The organism is Clostridium akagii DSM 12554, from assembly GCF_000686725.1.
GTDB lineage: Bacteria > Bacillota > Clostridia > Clostridiales > Clostridiaceae > Clostridium_I > Clostridium_I akagii.
Map to the genome: position 1 here is coordinate 60529 of NZ_JMLK01000016.1, position 18729 is coordinate 79257.

17 protein-coding genes are annotated in these 18729 nt (G+C 31.4%); 7 read left to right on the plus strand and 10 right to left on the minus strand.

Annotated elements, in window-relative coordinates; genetic code table 11:
* Nucleotides 1-5: 5 nt before the first annotated feature.
* Nucleotides 6-764 (minus strand): tRNA threonylcarbamoyladenosine dehydratase, encoded by a 759-nt coding sequence (locus BR66_RS0109860; RefSeq protein WP_026882793.1) that lies wholly within the window; start codon nucleotides 762-764, stop codon nucleotides 6-8.
* 208 nt (nucleotides 765-972) lie between these two features.
* Here BR66_RS0109860 and BR66_RS0109865 point away from each other — a divergent pair, with 208 nt between their 5' ends.
* Nucleotides 973-1440: a DUF4883 family protein gene (locus BR66_RS0109865; RefSeq protein WP_026882794.1), complete on the plus strand. Its 468-nt coding sequence runs from the start codon at nucleotides 973-975 to the stop codon at nucleotides 1438-1440.
* Nucleotides 1441-1480: 40 nt separating this feature from the next.
* On the opposite strand, the gene folK is transcribed toward BR66_RS0109865, so the two are convergent.
* Genes folK through BR66_RS0109880 form a run of 3 tightly spaced genes read right to left on the minus strand, consistent with a single transcriptional unit; the run spans nucleotide 1481 to nucleotide 3658 of the window.
* A complete protein-coding gene (gene folK / locus BR66_RS23540; RefSeq protein ID WP_051624173.1) occupies nucleotides 1481-2335 on the minus strand; it encodes a 2-amino-4-hydroxy-6-hydroxymethyldihydropteridine diphosphokinase in 855 nt (284 codons plus the stop codon).
* Nucleotides 2335-3153 carry a dihydropteroate synthase gene (gene folP / locus BR66_RS0109875; protein WP_026882795.1) on the minus strand — a complete coding sequence of 273 codons (819 nt, stop codon included), beginning with the start codon at nucleotides 3151-3153 and terminating at the stop codon, nucleotides 2335-2337. Before folP ends, folK begins: the two co-directional genes overlap by 1 nt.
* A 25-nt stretch (nucleotides 3154-3178) precedes the next feature.
* Nucleotides 3179-3658 (minus strand): HD domain-containing protein, encoded by a 480-nt coding sequence (locus BR66_RS0109880; protein ID WP_026882796.1) that lies wholly within the window; start codon nucleotides 3656-3658, stop codon nucleotides 3179-3181.
* Between the two features lie 107 nt (nucleotides 3659-3765).
* Here BR66_RS0109880 and BR66_RS0109885 point away from each other — a divergent pair, with 107 nt between their 5' ends.
* Nucleotides 3766-4599 (plus strand): phosphatase, encoded by an 834-nt coding sequence (locus tag BR66_RS0109885; protein WP_026882797.1) that lies wholly within the window; start codon nucleotides 3766-3768, stop codon nucleotides 4597-4599.
* Nucleotides 4600-4665: 66 nt separating this feature from the next.
* On the opposite strand, the gene BR66_RS0109890 is transcribed toward BR66_RS0109885, so the two are convergent.
* The 6 genes from BR66_RS0109890 to BR66_RS0109915 all read right to left on the minus strand — a co-directional run bounded on the left by BR66_RS0109890 (nucleotide 4666) and on the right by BR66_RS0109915 (nucleotide 13399).
* Nucleotides 4666-6075, minus strand: a complete 1410-nt coding sequence (locus tag BR66_RS0109890) for an aminopeptidase (protein ID WP_026882798.1) — start codon at nucleotides 6073-6075, stop codon at nucleotides 4666-4668.
* A gap of 35 nt (nucleotides 6076-6110) precedes the next feature.
* Nucleotides 6111-6683: a 5-formyltetrahydrofolate cyclo-ligase gene (locus BR66_RS0109895; RefSeq protein ID WP_242841141.1), complete on the minus strand. Its 573-nt coding sequence runs from the start codon at nucleotides 6681-6683 to the stop codon at nucleotides 6111-6113.
* Nucleotides 6670-7590, minus strand: a complete 921-nt coding sequence (hprK, locus tag BR66_RS0109900) for an HPr(Ser) kinase/phosphatase (protein WP_026882800.1) — start codon at nucleotides 7588-7590, stop codon at nucleotides 6670-6672. The genes BR66_RS0109895 and hprK overlap by 14 nt, the downstream gene beginning before the upstream one ends.
* A gap of 34 nt (nucleotides 7591-7624) precedes the next feature.
* Nucleotides 7625-8599, minus strand: coding sequence for a class II fructose-bisphosphatase (gene glpX, locus BR66_RS0109905; RefSeq protein WP_026882801.1), 975 nt, complete (start codon nucleotides 8597-8599; stop codon nucleotides 7625-7627).
* A gap of 78 nt (nucleotides 8600-8677) precedes the next feature.
* Nucleotides 8678-10126: a cardiolipin synthase gene (gene cls, locus BR66_RS0109910; protein WP_026882802.1), complete on the minus strand. Its 1449-nt coding sequence runs from the start codon at nucleotides 10124-10126 to the stop codon at nucleotides 8678-8680.
* Nucleotides 10127-10423: 297 nt separating this feature from the next.
* Nucleotides 10424-13399: a cation-translocating P-type ATPase gene (locus BR66_RS0109915; protein WP_035795923.1), complete on the minus strand. Its 2976-nt coding sequence runs from the start codon at nucleotides 13397-13399 to the stop codon at nucleotides 10424-10426.
* Between the two features lie 176 nt (nucleotides 13400-13575).
* Here BR66_RS0109915 and BR66_RS0109920 point away from each other — a divergent pair, with 176 nt between their 5' ends.
* The 5 genes from BR66_RS0109920 to BR66_RS0109940 all read left to right on the plus strand — a co-directional run bounded on the left by BR66_RS0109920 (nucleotide 13576) and on the right by BR66_RS0109940 (nucleotide 18673).
* Nucleotides 13576-14010 (plus strand): hypothetical protein, encoded by a 435-nt coding sequence (locus BR66_RS0109920; RefSeq protein ID WP_026882804.1) that lies wholly within the window; start codon nucleotides 13576-13578, stop codon nucleotides 14008-14010.
* Between the two features lie 50 nt (nucleotides 14011-14060).
* Nucleotides 14061-14327 (plus strand): hypothetical protein, encoded by a 267-nt coding sequence (locus tag BR66_RS0109925; RefSeq protein ID WP_026882805.1) that lies wholly within the window; start codon nucleotides 14061-14063, stop codon nucleotides 14325-14327.
* Nucleotides 14328-14390: 63 nt separating this feature from the next.
* Nucleotides 14391-14699, plus strand: a complete 309-nt coding sequence (locus BR66_RS0109930; protein WP_026882806.1) for a hypothetical protein — start codon at nucleotides 14391-14393, stop codon at nucleotides 14697-14699.
* A 28-nt stretch (nucleotides 14700-14727) separates the two neighbouring features.
* Entirely contained in the window at nucleotides 14728-16905 is a 2178-nt protein-coding gene (locus BR66_RS23545) for an HAD-IC family P-type ATPase (protein WP_035795926.1), read from the plus strand.
* Nucleotides 16906-16978: 73 nt separating this feature from the next.
* Complete coding sequence (locus BR66_RS0109940) at nucleotides 16979-18673, plus strand: M3 family oligoendopeptidase (protein ID WP_026882807.1); 1695 nt, start codon at nucleotides 16979-16981, stop codon at nucleotides 18671-18673.
* Nucleotides 18674-18729: the final 56 nt, after the last annotated feature.

Below are 18729 nucleotides of genomic sequence, written 5' to 3' on the forward strand. Positions count from 1 at the left end.
TATCTTTATTGCACCCTAATTATGTCTTTAATAACTTCTCCACCGATTATCATCCCCGCAACTGGTGGAACAAAGGAAATACTTCCTGGAATTTGCCTTTTAGCAAGGCACTTCTTACTTCCTCCAGTACAGACGCAGCCTTCTTTACATGTAATAACCTCATCAGATTTTGGTTTTAAAGGCATTTCTTCGGAATAAAGCACTTTTAGAGACTCTACCCCTCTCTTTCTAAGTTCATGTCTCATGACTTTTGACAATGGACAAACTTTTGTCTTGTAAATATCTGAAATCTTAAATTGTGTTGGGTCAAGTTTATTACCTGTTCCCATACAACTAATAATTTTAACTTTATGATCTCTGCACCACATTATTAATGCTAATTTTGAAGTTACAGTATCAATAGCATCCACAACGTAATCTGCATCTTCCCCAATTATTTCATCTATATTATCCTCTTTTACATAAGTCTGATGAAGTATAACTTCACACTTAGGATTAATGCTTAAAATTCTTTCCTTCATAACTTGAACTTTTGGTTTACTTATAGTGCCAAAAGTTGCATGAATCTGCCTATTCAAATTTGTAAGGCAAATTGTATCATCATCTACAAGAACTATTTTCCCAACTCCGCTTCGTACTAAGGCTTCTACGGTATAACTACCTACACCACCTATACCAAAGACTACTACTTTACTGCTTTTCAATTTCTCTAATGCTTCTTTACCTATAAGAAGCTCCGTTCTTGATAATGAATGTTGCGGCATTATTACATCTCCTCGTGAATTTATCTTATAGCATATTCAAAAAAATAACAAGCCAGTATGCTATTTTTTTCTTTCAAATGACTAATAATATTATATTATAACATAACTGTATTTACTAAACCAACCCTATCTATGTTATATAAATTTGTACTAAAAGTTACTTACATATCATATCATATTTTAAGACACTGATGAAGGGATGATATAAGTGAAAAAGAAACTGTACATATTTATTTTATTATTTTTTTGCATAAGCCTAACTTCTTGTTCAAATCTCCCCACCTTTCAGCAAAAAAAGCCGAATAATTTTTATTATACTGAATTATTGTGCGGAGACTTAAAACTAAATAATGATTATAAAATATTATTGCTAGACACTAATTTCTATAAAAAAGTTACTCTAGATAAAGCTGAATGTAATCTTATAAAAAATTCTACACTAACTCTTCGTAGTGTGGATTTTATTAATAAACCAAACGATCTAACAATGAAGGCACCATACAAGTTATATTTTATTTTTAAAAATACAAGTTATGTGGCTGAGGTTTATAATGAAAAATATTTATCAATCTATCCCTGGGATGGAGACTATCCTAGAGATTATATTAATATGGACAGTCTTCCAGTTTCCTATAATCTATTTCAATTTTGTAAAAATATAATACCAAGAGATTAGTAATAATTGACATCTAAAAAAAATAGATTTAGTATAATTATTATTTTGAAATAATATCATATACCTTAACATCATCTTGTTCATTTTTAATTAAATTTTCCTTTAGATTTATTATCCTCTCCCTTAGTACTGGGTGAAGTTTGTATGGTGCTAAATCGCATAATGGCTGAAGTACAAATAGCCTTTCATGCATTCTAGGATGAGGAACTATTAAATTTTCCTGAGACACGATTTCATCATCAAATAATAATACATCCAAATCTATTGTCCTTGGTCCCCATTTTATAGTTCTTTCCCTTTTGAGTTGTCCTTCAATTCCTAATAGTTCTACTAACAATTCTTCTGGTTTAAATAGTGTTTTTATTTCTATCACACAATTCAAAAAATCTTCTTGTTCTATATATCCTACAGGTTTAGTCTCATAAAGCTTAGAAACTTTAGGAACAGTAGATGTGGCTATACCTATTTTTTCTATAGCACTATGTATATTTTCTTCTCTGCTACCCATATTGGATCCAATCCCAACGTATGCCAAATGCCAAAATCTGCTTATCTCCACACCTGCAAAATCTAGAGGTTTACCAATTGGTGCCCATGGTTTTTTAATATTCACCTTAACTCCCTGTACTAAATTAAAACTACTAAGAATAAATTTTGCAATACTTTCAGCAACTGCCTCAATAAGGTCAAATTTATTTTCCCTGAATTTTTCTTCCACCTTTTCGCATATTTCTGCATAATTTACCGTATGTTTAAGATTGTCTGATTTACCAGGAACACTTAAATCCATGTAAAGCTCAAGTGAAATTAAAAATCTCTGACCCATTTTTTTTTCTTCTTTATTAACGCCGTGATACCCATAGACCTGCAAGTCTTTAATAAATATTTTATCCATTATATTTCACTCCTTGGCCTTATTATGGCATCAGTCATCATTGCTGCCCTTTTATTTTCCAAAACATCATGAACTCTTACAAAGTCGCATCCCTTCATTATACCAATTACAGTAGTTGCAACTGTTCCCTCAACTCTTTCATTTACAGGAAGTTTTAATACATTGCCTATCATAGACTTTCTGGAGGTGCCAAGAAGAACTGAATAGCCCATGGCTATTATTTTTTCCAATTCATTCATTACTCTAAGGTTTTCCTCATGATTTTTAGCAAAGCCGATGCCTGGATCTATTATTATATTTTCAGGTTTTACTCCTGCTTCAATTGCTATTTCAATACTTTCATTTAAATCAATAATTATATCTTCCATTAGATTATTATAAACGGCATTCTCTCTATTGTGCATAATACAACATGGTACATTATATTTGACTGCAACCTTTGCCATATTCCTATCTCTTTTAAATCCCCATACGTCATTTATCAAACTGGCACCATTTTTTATTGCAATCTCTGCAACATTTGATTTATAAGTATCTATGGATATTGGTATATCAAACTCTCTTACCAGAAGTTGTATAATAGGCACTACCCTTTTTATTTCTTCATTTTCACTAATGGGAGCATAATTAGGTCTCGTTGATTCTCCGCCTATATCAATAATGTCTGCTCCATCAGCTATAAGCTTCCTAGCTTGTTCAATTGCTTTGTCAGTATTGTTGAATTTTCCTCCATCGGAAAATGAATCTGGAGTTACATTAAGTATTCCCATTACATATGTTTTTTTCCCTAAATCAAATTTTTTATTTCCAATCATCATTTTTAAAATTCACTCCTTAGGCATACTAATATTTTATTGTATTATTTTTCTTATCTTCTTTCCAATTGCATTTTTTTTTCACCTTACATGAAAAACATTTTCTTGAAAGTTTGTCCCCTTCATAAATTATTTTTCCAAGTGCAGAAGTTTTACCATGATTTTGTCTATGTTCTTCAATAGCATTTACTATATCATTTATTTCTTCTGCACTAAATCCTGAATCCATTAATATACCTGGCGCTATTTCAGCACTTGCTTTTTCATGAGGTATCCCCTCTTCATACTGCTTATGTCTTCCTATATCATGAAGAAATGCTGCTGCATATATAATTTCCTTATTAATATTTATCTTTCTTTCAAGATTCAAAATATATGCAATCCTTGCCACATCTAAAAAGTGTTTTTTATTGTGTTTACAAAATTTTCTGCTTTTCTCCAGCGACTTTATTTCACTTAAACAAGCTTTATATCTACGATTTTCCACTATTTTTGTTATTCTTTCCATTTATATTTCCTCTCATTTTTAATGGTTGTCTCATTTTATTATTATAGTATATACTATATACTATATACTATATAATAATTCTAACACTATATGGAAGAAGTGATAAAATGTACTTTAAAGGAGATTTTCATACCCACTCAAATAAATCAGATGGATCCTTTTCACCAATGGACCTGATTAATCTTGCCAAAAATAAAAATATAAATATTATGGCAATTACAGATCATGACACCACTGCAGGCATTGATGAAGCAATACTAGAAAGTAAAAAATTAAATATAAAAGTAATTCCAGCCATGGAACTTTCGACTCGCTATAATGGTGAAAGCGTACATGTCCTTGGATATTTTAAGGACCAATCTTATAAAAATAAGAACTTTCAAGCTTTTTTGAAAGAAATAACTGACTTTAGGGTCATTCGAGCAAAACTCATTGTGGAAGGGCTAGAAAAATATTTTAACATATCTATTGATTATAAAAAAGTGCTTAAAAATTCTAATGGTGTTGTTGCGCGACCACACATTGCCAGAGCAATAATTGATGCTGGTTACAAATATTCTTTAAATTATATATTTGATAATATAATAAATGAGGGCAGTCCTGCCTATGTGCCAAACAAAAACCTTGAACTTGAAGATGGAATAAAGCTTTTAAAATCAGCTAATGCATTAGTTGTCCTAGCTCATCCTATTCTAGTTAAAAAGAGCCCCATTCCTAAACTTATGGAATTAGATTTTGATGGAATAGAGGCAATTTATCCATTAAACAGCACAAATGATACAATAAGATTTATTAAAATAGCCTCTGATTACAATAAAATTATTACAGCTGGCTCAGATTTTCATACTAGTAAATCTGATGATACAAAACACGGCTCACTAGCTTCAGTTTTTTTAGATGAAAAAAGAATAGACATTTTTTTGAAAAAGCTAAAAGAATAATAAGTAAGCTATTTCAAAATTATTTACATCATTTTGAAATAGCCCCTTTCTTTTAAATATACCTAATTAAATATCCTTAAAAAATGCCACATATGCATTTTTTGCTTCGTATATATCAACTTTACTTGCTATTTCCCAAGGTGCATGCATATTAAGAAGTGCAACTCCACAATCTATTACTTCCATTCCATATTGAGCCAAAATGTATGCAATAGTTCCACCGCCGCCTTGGTCAACCTTACCAAGCTCAGATGTTTGCCATGATACATTATTTTTATCCATAACCTGTCTTATCTGTCCAAGAAATTCTGCATTAGCATCATTACAACCTAATTTTCCTCTAGAACCTGTGTATTTATTAAAAACTACACCTTTTCCAAGATAGGCACAATTTTTCTTTTCCATTACCGATGGGTAATTTGGATCAAAGGCAGCACTTACGTCTGAAGACAACATCTTTGAATTAGAAAGTGCTCTTCTAAGTTTTAAATCATTGTAGTCCTCATATAATGCAATAACTTCTGCTGTTGTATTTTCAAAAAATCTTGAATTCATTCCAGTTGACCCAGCGCTTCCAATCTCTTCTTTATCCACAAGAATTGTTACACATGTTTTATCAGTTTCCTTAATTTCAAGCATAGCTTCGAAAGACGTATAAGCACATATTCTGTCGTCTTGACCATAACCCATCACCATACTTCTATCTAAACCATAATCTCTTGCTGCACCTGCTGGAACAACCTCAAGTTCAGCTGAAACAAAATCAGCTTCGTCTATACCATATTTTTCATTTAAAATATTAAGCATATTGTATTTAACCTTTTCCTTAATATCCTTATCTTTTACTGGTATACTTCCTATTAGAATGTTTAAATTTTCGCCTTCTATAGCTGTAGCTAATGGTTTTTTTAGCTGGTCCTGAGATAAATGTACTAAAAGATCAGACACCCCAAACACAGGGTCCGTATCATCTTCACCAATTTTTATATTCACTACTTCTCCATCTTTTTTAACAACTACACCGTGAATTGCAAGTGGAATAGTAACCCATTGATACTTTTTAATTCCGCCATAATAATGTGTTTCAAGATGTGCTAAATCACTATCCTCATATAGTGGATTTTGCTTTAAATCAAGCCTAGGTGAATCAATATGTGCTCCTAAAATTTTCATTCCACTTTCAAATGAATCTTTCCCAATTAGATATAATGCTAAATTTTTTCCCTTATTATTAGCATATACCTTATCTCCCATTTTTAATTTTCTGTTACTACTTATAATTTTATTTAAATCCTCATAACCATTTGCTTCTGCAAGCTTTATGAATTCTGTTACGCATTCTCTTTCAGTCTTGCACTTTGAGATAAATTTTCTATATGTATCTGAAATTTCGAATACCTTATCTAGGGTCTTACTTGTATACTTTTCCCAAGCATATTCATGTTTACTCTCTAATACATTTTTTTTCTGTGCCAATTTAATTCCCCCTGTATTTTATAGCAATTTTAACATTAAATATTAAAATCTATAAAATCTTTTTCTGTTATTACGCCATCTATTAATACATCATATTTTTCCATTGGGATAGCTTTTAACATTTGGAATTCATATGCTAAAGCTATCTTTTTACATACGCCACATGAAAAAAATCTATCATAAAACCCACCACCATAACCAATCCGACCACCAATTCTATCAAAAGCAAGTCCGGGAATTATGGCTATATCAATTTCATTTGGTAAAGATGAATTTTCACTGTCTTTTGGTTCTAATATACCAAATTTACTAACTACAAGCTCACTAAGAGAATTTATAAATAAAGCTTTCATTCCGCTTTGTTTATTTATAACCCTTGGCACACATACCCTTTTACCTAGTCTTAAAGCATATTCTATTATCCTATGAGTATCAACTTCATTATTAAAACTTACATATATAAATACAACACTAGCATTTACAAAAATACGATTATTTATAACACTATTATAAATTAACTCATCCATTTTTTTCTTTTCATCAAATACTAGCCTTTTCCTCTGGCTAAATATGTACTTTCTTATATCTTCTTTACTATCTATCTTCACTATCTGCCATTCCATCCATTCTTTCATTTATAGTCTGAACAGGTGATATTTTTGATGTGAGGCTATATCTATAGTTTGCAGCTGCCGCTTCAATTATTACGGCTAAGTTTCTACCTGGCCTTATTGGAATTGTCATTTTTCTTATAGGAACATTTAAAATCTGAATAAATTCATTATCTATTCCAAGTCTATCGTAGTCGCTGCCTTCTTTCCATTGTTCTAGATACACAACCATATCTATAGTTTTTGTATCTAATACTGAGCTAAGGCCATACAATGCAGGAACATCTATTATTCCCATACCCCTTACTTCAAGCATTCCATTGGTTATATATGGAGATTTTGCATGTAAAATACCTTCAATTGCTTTAATGTCTACAGCATCATCTGCCACTAACCTATGCCCTCTTTTTATAAGTTCCAAAGCAGTTTCGCTTTTACCTATACCGCTTTCACCCGTTATTAGTATTCCAAACCCATACATATCCACTAAAACGCCATGCATTCTTGTCTCTGGTGCCAATTTTTCATCAAGATAATTCATCACTTTGCTTATAAAACGTGTGGTAACCATGTCGGTTCTAAGAACCCAAGTATTGTGGGATTTAGCTTCATCCAAAAATTCTTCATGTGGCACCATATTTCTAGCGATAACTATACATGGCGTCTCGAATTGAAAAAACTTTTTCAACCTTTTTGTTCTTATTTCAACTCTCATTGCATCAAGAAAACTCCACTCTGCATTACCAATTACTTGAATTCTTTCACTGGCAAAATAATTGTAAAACCCAGAGAATTGTAATCCTGGCCTATTTATATCACTTTGGTAAACTTCAGCCTCTTTATTTCCTGTTATAATTACATCTAATTTCATGTCCTCAGCTAATGTTTCTATCTTAACAGGCATTGCATTCAAACCGCCTTTCTATTTATAACTAATTTTATTCTACCACGATTTTACTTTTATTCAAGTCATGTAATGCCTCTACAAATCTTATAGTGCCTGTTTTTGAACTCATTACAATGGAATGAGTTGTAACTATCTCATTTTTTGAATATATAACTCCTTTAAGTAAGTCACATTCTGTTATTCCAGTAGCTGCAAAAAATACATCATCGGATTTTGCTAGATCATCTATTCCAAATATTTTATTCACATCAGAAATGCCCATAGATTTACATCTAGCTATTTCTTCCTCACTATGTGGTACAAGTTTTGCTTGCATTTCTCCACCCATACATTTTATGGCCGCTGCTGCTATAACTCCCTCTGGAGCACCACCAATACCCATTAGCATATCTATACCGGTTTCTTCAAATCCGCAAGCAAGAGCTGCTGCAACATCCCCTTCTCCAAATAACTTAACTCTGGCTCCAACTTTTCTAGCTGCATCTACTATGTAATTATGTCTTTCTCGCTCTTGAACAATTATTGTAAGCTCAGTTACATCTTTTTTAAGAGCTCTTGCTACATTTATAATATTTTCTTCTGGAGATTTTTTTATATCAATAGCACCTTTTGCCCCAGGTCCTACAACAATCTTTTCCATATACATATCTGGCGCATGCAAAAGGCTACCTTTTGGTCCCATAGCAATTACTGCTATAGCATTAGGTAACCCTTTTGCGATTAAGATTGTTCCATCTAAAGGATCTACTGCTATATCCATTTCAGGCATATTAGCTTCACCAATACCAACCTTTTGTCCAATATATAACATTGGTGCTTCATCTAGTTCACCTTCACCAATAACAACTGTACCCCTAACTGGCATTAACGTAAATGCCTTTTCCATACCATCAACAGCCGCTTGATCAGCTCCCATTTTATCTCCTCTACCCATAAAGGTTGCTGATTGGATGGCTGCTGCCTCTGTAACCCTTACAAGTGCCATACTTATATCAATATTTAACATAAACTTCCTCCTAGACTTCTAATTATGCAGTACATGAATTTTACCTATATTGTAACATATAATTTACCTAGCTTCAATCTACAGAAGCCCTGAGAACAATCTGAAAAACCCTTCTTGAAACTTATACCATAAACTTCTTGATTTATACCATTCTGCAGTAACTAATTTACATATTTTCATATCATTTTCAAAAATATTAGAGCAATTTAATGAAAAGCCAGCATCATATATAAATGCATTGACTTCAAAATCCAATTTAAAACTTCTTATGTCCATGTTTGTTGTTCCAATTGAGGTTACCTCTTCATCTATAACTAGCATTTTAGAATGCAAAAATCCAGGATATATATATACCTTTATGCCATAATCCATTAAATCTTGTATGTATGAAAAAGTCACTCTATAAACCATTTTTTTGTCAGGAATACCAGGAATCATTACTCTCACATCCTTCCCCGACATAGCTGCAATCTGTAATGATTCTAAAAAAGTCTCATCTGGTATAAAGTATGGTGATTGAATATATATAGAATCCCTTGCACAATTTATCATTTTTATGAATCCTCTTTTTATTTGCTGACCACTAGCATCTGGACCACTAGATACAATTTGCATTGCTATTTTACCATTAGATTTCACCGGTGGGAATAATTCTACACTTATTCCCTGTTCATTTGAGGCGTAATACCAATCCTGCATAAGCCTTGTTTGAAGCATATAAACAGCTGATCCCGTAATTCTAATATGAGTATCTCTCCATGGCACCTTTTTCTTACCTAATCCCATGTATTCGTCACCTATATTCATACCACCTAAATATCCAATATTGCCATCAATAACTACAATTTTACGATGATTTCTGTAATTTGCCCTAAGATAAGTTCCAAACTTAATAGGGAAAAATCTACTAACCTTACCACCTGCATGTATTAAATCCTTAAACATTCCATCTGGTGTAAAATAACTCCCTAAGTGATCATATAAAAGACGTACTTCTATTCCCTCACTGGCCCTTTTAGTAAGTAGATTAACTATTTTTTTGCCTATGTTATCATCCTTAATTATAAAATATAAAAGATGTATTGTGTATTTTGCTTCTTCTATATCTTTTATAAGACATGCATACTTATCTTTTCCATCAATAAAAATTTTAATATCATTATCATTTGTCAATATACTTTTGCTCTCATTGATATGCATTTCAATGATATCATAGTAGGATCTGCTATTTTTATCTTCAAGTGAAAATTCTTTGTTTTCCAATAAATTTTTTTGTTCAATAATCCTAGTATTATACTCGTCATCATATTCTTTCTTTATCTTAAACAATTTCTTTTTACTAAACCTTAAACCTCTCCCTAAAAAAAGATATAATACAAAACCCACACCAGGTAAAAATGTAAATATAAGAATCCACATCCCAATCTCCATTGGTTTTTTTCTTTCTACGTATATTGCAACTATAATAAATAATAAATTCATAAAAAAAATTATTGATGAAGCCACCGAAACAAATGATATATTCATAAACTGCCTCCTTGTGTACTTAAAGCCTTCCTACCGCTACTTGATAGATTATAACACCTTTTATAACTAATGCTGACGTGATTTTTACTAAAAATATTTATGATAAAGACTAATTATATACAATTTTCCCATTTGTGTCAGCATTTTTTCATTAACAAGATAAAAATAAGGAAACATGTAAGCTTTCAAATCTAGAAACTTACATGTTTCCCTATTATTTTATCATATTTTCACGTAGATGGTGAATAATTACACTCAAGCTATTTACTAAATACTAGAATTACAATTGGATACGTTTCATATTCTACTAATTATGGTAAGCGCTGATACAAGCGTCCAGTCCATAATATTTAAAGGGACTGTTCCAATCAAAGATCTTATAACTGGAACATAAATTATACCAGTAAATAGTGCTACTGAAGATGCCATAGCTACCACCATATATTTGCTTAGCCTTATACTTGTATTGTTTCTGCAATAATAACAATTTATAATTTGAGTAAATACTAAATTTGTAAAGGCAATAGTTCTTGCTTTGGCTATTCCCATACCTAACAGTTGAGGAATTTCAAAAGCCGCAAATGTTGACAAGCCAATACCTATACCTCTTTTTAATACTTTTTTACTTAGTTCTCCATCAATAATAGGTTTTTCCTTTTTTAACGGTGGTTTATTCATGATGTCTTCACTAGGAACTTCTAGTGCTAGTGGTGCTCCTAGAATAGACTCGCAAATTACATTAACTAGTAATATCTGAATAGACAGTAGTGGCAAACTTCTAGTAAATGTTGTGGTCATAAAAATTGCTATCATCTCTCCAACACTACCTGTAAGTAAATAGCTAACTGATTTTGTTATATTATTAGATACGTTTCTACCTTCTTCTATAGCACTTACTATAGTTGAAAATTTATCATCCACTAAAGTTATATCTGCCACATCTTTTGCTACATCACTTCCATTGCAACCCATAGCAATTCCTATATTTGCCTCTTTAATGGCTGGAGCATCATTTACTCCATCTCCAGTCATAGCAACCACACAGCCGAATCGCTTAAATGCTTTTACAATTCTCAACTTCTGTTTTGGGGAAGTTCGTGCAAAAACCTGAACTTTTCCAATTTTAGAATCCAGTTCACTATCACTCATATTCTCCAGCTCAAAGCCTGAAATCACCATACCATTTGTTAATATGCCTAACTCATTTCCAATGGCTGACGCAGTATTTTTATTATCCCCAGTTATCATCACTACTTCAATACCAGCATTATGACACTTTTGTATAGATTTTTTCACATCTTCCCTTGGCGGATCCTCCATACCAACCATTCCAAGGAATACATGGTTATTTTCTATGTTTTTTTCTTCTCTCTTTTCAATTTTCTTAAAACTAAAGCCTAATACTCTAAGAGCACTTTTTCCCATGTCTGTACAAATTTCATTGAGTTTTTCCCTATGGGTTAAGGTCAAAAGCTTTTCCTCTCCATTCTCATAAATAGTTTTACAGTTTTTTATTACTGAACTCATGGCTCCCTTGCAAATAGCTATTTTCCCCTCTGGAGTCTCTACTAACACAGTCATATAGCGTCTTGAACTTTCAAAAGGTATTTCTTGTAACCGCTTGAAAGTTTCTTTTATATATTTAATATCTATACCGAATTTTTTTGCTACGGTTATAAGAGCTCCTTCAGTAGGATCTCCTTTTATAACCCATTTACACTCTTTTTCTTTCGAAAGACTTGAATTATTGCACAATACTCCATACCTTAAAAGTTCTCCTAGTGCACTTTTACTTGCACAGGTGCTTTCAGTAGATGTTATTTCACCTTTTGGATCATAGCCTGTTCCTGATACACTATAGAAGGTGTTGTCTACATAAATTTTTCTTACAGTCATTTCATTCATGGTTAAAGTTCCTGTCTTGTCGCAACATATAACATTTGCCGCACCTAAAGTTTCTACTGATGGAAGCTTTCTTACAATTGCTTTTCTCTTAGCCATTCTCTGAACACTTACTGCCATGGCAACAGTTACTATAGCTGGAAGACTTTCTGGCATTGCTCCTACTGAAAAACTTATTACCATAGTTAATATACCACCTATGGTTCTCCCCATTACCAAGCCTCCAATTCCTGCAATAAAACACATAGATATACAAATCTTAGTAAGATTATTCGTGAAATTCATCATTTTTTTTTGAAGTGGTGTAAGTTCAGTATTTATATTTTGAATCATAGTTGCTATTTTTCCAATTTCAGTGTTCATACCTGTGTTTACAACTAATGCCTTTCCTCTTCCAGATAATATGTCCGTCCCCATATAAACCATATTAAATCTGTCACCTAAATCCGCATATTTATTACATACTTCAGTAGATTTTGATACAGGAAGCGACTCCCCTGTGAGAGATGCCTCGGAAGTTTTAAGATTGTTACATTCAATTATCCTAGCATCTGCAGGTATTTTTTCCCCAGCCTCAAGCATTATAAGATCTCCTGGAACAATATATTTTGAATTTATCTCCTGCTCATATCCGTCTCTAATAACTTTTACCTTATGAACCATCATATCTTTTAAAGAATAAATAGAATTTTCTGCTTTGTTTTGCTGTAATGTGCTCAATGTGGTCTGAAGGATTACTATTCCAATTATAGCTATGGCATCTGGTATTTTGCCAATTAAAAATGAAGCACCACTTACTACAATTAATAATTTTGTTGAAAAGTCTTTTATATTTTGAATAAATCTATTAAAAATGGATTCTTTTTTCTTTTCTGATAATACATTAAATCCAAATTTTTTTGTACGCTGAGTAATACTATGGTGATTTAATCCTAGCCTTTTATCTGTCCCCAGAATAGTTGCTACTAACGAATAGTCCTTATAATGCCATAAACTACTTTCACTCAAATCTCTGCCCTGCATGATTTTTTTTGCATTAATTTCTAATTTGGCTTGTTTATCATTTCTTTTACTATTAAGTTTTATTACATTTCTTTGTGTTAAAGTTTTTGAATTTCCAATGAAAATTTTTAAGTGCTCTAAAATGTTTTTTTCATTAGCTAGTTCCTCATTAAATACCACTAAAACATTACCTGTTATTGGATTTGCTTTGCAATGAATTACTCCGCTTAACATAACCATATGTTTTACTAATCTCTGTGCTACTTCTCCATTTCTGTACACGATTTTAACAGGTATCCTAATCCTTTTAGACAATAATTTTTCATCATACACACTTTGGCTAATTATACTCTCGCTAGAATACAACATCTTTAACACCATCCATATTTTATAGTTATGTTAATTTCTTGTTAACTTCATCAATAAATTTTCCCCTAAAAATCTTCTGTTATTCATGGATGTATAAATCTATATTTTTTTATAGAATAAATTTTATTATTATGGAAAATATATATTTATAAAATGTATTGTAGAGGTGTATTAATATGAGTGACGAAAATATTGAATTACAACAAAATTCACAGAAAATGCAAAGGGATATTGATCAGTTGCATTCAAACTATGACAACTTAAGTAAAGAGGTAAGCCAATTAAAAATCAATACCACCAACATAGGTGGGGACCTTAAGCAAATTAATAAAAGTATAGAAATAATTCTCCTAAAACTAAACAAACTTTCTGATGAATACGAAGAAATAGGTAGTGAACTGGCTGAAGAAAAACCAATAACACATTCTATGAAAAAAATTTTTACAAATCCTTTAAGAAATATTGCGGTGGGTGCATTGAGTGCAGTTTATTCCATAGCAGATGTAACAATAGAAAAAGCCTCAAGTTTAAGAGAAAACTTGGAAGATATTGTGGCAGAAGCTCAATATTCAAATAAAAAGAAAAAAATGCCACCTGTAGAAAATAGTTAATATAGTTTATGTATGCCACAAATTATCATCTAAGTAAAAGGAGCATTTTAATGAAATCCAACCTTCAAAATACAATACTAAATGATAATATTAGAGATTTAGATAATAATCTTAGTAACATTGAGAAAACATTAGAAGACCTAGTTAAAGTTAGTGTTCAGCAAATAAAAGATAACCCAACACAAGAAAAGCAGCTAATTTCTTTATGGGCAAGTCACGCTAATAAAATAAGTAATTTTTTCTTTAATGAATGCCAAATCACAGATAATAAACAGCTTTACAAAAACATTATAAAGTATATGCTATTCAACAAATAATGATTAAAACCTCTCTATTAGTCAATAATTTAGATGTTAATTAATTGGAGGTGTTTAATATATATGAATAATAAAAAGTTTTTATATGGTGTTGGAGTTGGAGTTTTAGGTTACAATATAATTTATTCTTTAATCAAAGACAAATTGCACCCCATGGCTGTTAACATAGCCGCAGGTGCAATATCCATGGGAAGCGCTACTAAATCCTTCATTGAAGATGTTAATGAAAAAGCAATGACTCATCGCGAAGAACGTTTTAAAAGAGTTGCTAGTAGCTTTGATACAAAACCCATAAAACGTAATGAGCAAATGTCTGAAAATATCCAGACATTAAAAAAACAACTTACTGAGTTAAAAAATAAAATTAAATAAACATAACTTTTTAAAGGAGGCAGTCCCTGTGCTTAATGAAATAAGTGTCATCCCCGGGCGAATACATTTTAGACTTCGGGAAGTTTACGGCGACGCACTAAAGGCAAGATATATAAATTCTTATATATCTTGCCTTTATGGAGTTGTTTGTAGTAGGACTAACCATACTACTGGCTCTATTTTAATTGTATATGATGCAAAAAAAACAAACCATAACCTTCTTTCACAAAATATTGAATCTGCTATTGCTTCAATGGATTATTCAACCAAAGAAAAAAAGCAGAATCATGAGCTTTATTATAAAACTATAGAAAAAAAAGATAAGGTTAAATGGAAATTTCTTTTCTTTGACATGTTATATTTACTGCTTAAAGTAAAACATTATACTATTGGAAAGTTTTCTATAAGTAAAAATGTTGTAGCACTTGAAGCTGCCTCTGCCGTAACAATTATAGGTGGATATCCTCTATTAAAAAAACTGTATAAAAAATTCAGTAGTGACATCCCAACTGATTCAGATATACTGCTTAAACTTATTGCTACATCATTTACCATATTACGTGAGAGTAGTAAAGGTGTCTTAGTACTTATTTTAAAAAGTCTTAGTGAATACATTAAATATTCTGCTGAAGTCCAATGCATTGAAACTCTAACCTTAGGAATGGGCAAAACCGCAGAAATGATTTGGACAGCATTGGATAATGATGAACAAATACTTGTACCTGTAAGCACTTTAAGTATTGGTGATATAGTCTATATCCATAAGGGAGAAGTTTCACCTATTAATGGTGATATTATAAATGGTACTGCCATAGTTAATAATCTATATACTACTGGTCAACCTATAGCAAATCAGGTAACAAGTGGTGAAAAAATACAAGAAGGTCAGGTTATTGTTTTTGGAGATTTGAAAATAAAAATGCAAAGTGCTCCAATGTCATTTACAAAAAAAGATATTTCATTAGATAATTTAAATATACATAAAAAAGTTGGTGCCTATCAAAATAAAATAACAAAAGCAGCTTTGGGTCTAGCAGGTCTAAACTATATTTTCACAGGTAACATGTTAAATGCTTTATCCTTACTACTTGTTCTTACCCCATCAGCCACAGCCACTGCACTTAGTCATGGCATGAAGAACTATATAGCTCTATTAAAAAATCACAATATATATTTAAGAAACCCCAATACCTTTGAAAACATCATAAACACAAATAATATTATGTTTGATAAAACAGGAACATTAACCTATGGACATATGAAAATTGTAAAAATCGAATCTTTTAACAATTCTTATTCTCCTCAAGAATTACTAAAGATATGTGATGCCTGCGAATCCAACAACTATCACCCAATTTCTATTAAACTCCAAAATAATGTAGGTGAAACCAATGATGTATCAAAACTAAAAAGCTCTGTAATAATCCCATCACAAGGAATAGAATCAGTTTATGACAACCATAAATTACTTATTGGTAATATGAAATTTTTTGAAAATAAAAATATTGATTTTTCTCATGGAATTGGCAAATATAATAAATATGAGCAACTATTATATTATCCCCTATTTATTGCCATTGACAATAAACTTGTTGGTATTATTTCTATGGAAGATGAAATTCGTAACAATGTCCACTTACTTATTGACAAACTAAAATACAGAGGTATACGCAATATTAGTTTATTGACTGGTGATACTTATGAAAAATCATGTTCTTTTGCCAAATCACTTGGCATTGAAAAAGTTTATGCTGAATGTAGCTGTGAAGATAAGTTATCAGTTATATCTGAAGCTAGAAGGTTTGGAACCATTATGATGGTTGGAGATGGCATAAATGACATTGATGCCATGAAATCGGCTGATGTAAGCATAAGTTTTTCTAGCTCTGCCTGTGATAAAATCAAGCTTCACTCTGACTGCATTATTTTTGATGACAATGCTAAAAGTCTATCAGACCTTATTTATATGTCGCAAAAATCTTACAAATTTATAAAACAAAATATTATTTTTTCACAATTTTATAATATTGCATTTGGTGCTTTATCATTTTTTCAATATTTTGATGCATTTACAGCTAAAAGTTTAAATACTATTAATTCCTTAATAGTCCTGCTACTCAATGAAAGAATAAGATGGATTGTGCCTGATAAGATGTTTGAGTATGAAAATAATGAAAATAAAAAAACCTTGAATAACAGTAGCTAGGCTTAATTTCAGTTATAAAGCAGGAAAATAATAACTTTTGTAGAATATAACTTTATAAGAAAGAAGGGATTTAATGAAATTTAATGAGTTTCCATACAAAAGACCTGATATTGGGTTACTTCAAGCTGATTTCAATTCTGTCTTAGACAAATTTATCGCAGCCGAAAATTTTAAAGAGCAAGATGAACTAATGGTAAAAATAAATAGTTTGCGAAGCGATTTTGAATCTTTATACCAGATTGTATATATTAGAAATACTGTTGATACTACTGATAAATTTTATGATGAAGAACGAACTTTTTTTGATGAAAATGGCCCTTTGTATGAAGAACTGATTTCTAAATATTATACTGCATTAATAAATTCTAAGTTTAAAAATCAGCTGACAGATAAGTGGGGCAAACAGTTATTTACTATTGCTGAACTATCCCTTAAAACTTTTTCTCCTGAAATCATCGAAGATTTACAGGAAGAAAATAAGCTTTCAAGTCAATATACTAAATTAATTGCCTCAGCTAAAATTATTTTTCAGGGAGAAGAAAAAAATCTATCTGGATTAATACCCTTTCAGCAATCTACAGACAGAGACATTCGAAAATCCTCTAACATTGCAAGATGGGGATTTTTTAAAGACAATGAATCAGAATTAGATCGCATTTATGACTCATTGGTAAAGGTTAGAACAAAAATAGCCAAAAAACTGGGTTATGAAAATTTTGTTGAAGTTGCCTATGCTAGAATGCTTAGGTCAGATTATAATCCTGAAATGGTTGCAAATTACAGAAAACAAGTGGCGAAATATATTGTTCCAATAGCAAGTAGTCTAAGAGAAAAACAAAAGAAAAGATTAGGTGTTGAAACTCTAAACTATTATGATGAAAATATTACCTATAAGAATGGTAATGCAAAACCAAAGGGTGATGCAAAATGGATTGTAAATAACGGTAAAAAAATGTACTCTGAATTATCTCCTGAAACAGAAGAATATTTCAATTTTATGGTTGAAAATCAACTTTTAGACCTAGTAACTAAAAAGGGGAAAGCTGGGGGTGGTTATTGCACTTATATAAGCAAATATAAGTCACCTTTTATCTTTTCAAACTTTAATGGTACTTCAGGTGATGTAGATGTCTTAACCCATGAAGCCGGTCATGCTTTCCAATGCTACGAAAGCCGAAGTTACGAAATACCCGAATACCATTGGCCTACTTCAGAAGCTGCTGAAATACACTCTATGAGTATGGAATTTTTAACTTGGCCTTGGATGAACTTATTTTTTGAAGAACAGACAGATAAATATAAATTTTCTCATTTAAGTGAAGCTCTTCTATTCATTCCTTATGGAGTTACAGTAGATGAATTCCAACACTTTGTTTACGAAAATCCAGAAGCGACGCCTAAAGAAAGGAAGCAAGCTTGGAGAACTATAGAAAATAAATACTTACCACATAGAAATTATGAGGATAATGAATTTTTAGAAGACGGAGGCTACTGGCAGCAGCAAGCACATATTTATGAGGTGCCTTTTTATTATATTGATTATACCCTAGCCCAAATTTGTGCTTTTCAATTTTGGAAAAAAGCAAATGAAAATAGACCTAAGGCCTGGGAAGATTACAAAACTTTATGCCAGGCTGGCGGAAGTAAATCCTTTCTAGAGCTGTTAAAGCTAGCAAATTTAGATTCTCCTTTTGAAGAAGAAAGCTTCAAAGGAATAACTTCCTGCATTGAAGCATGGCTAAACAATATAGACGATTTAAAACTATAAACAGAGTTTTTGGTTTCAGGTGGAGTTTTTTACTCCATCCGAAACTTATTAACATA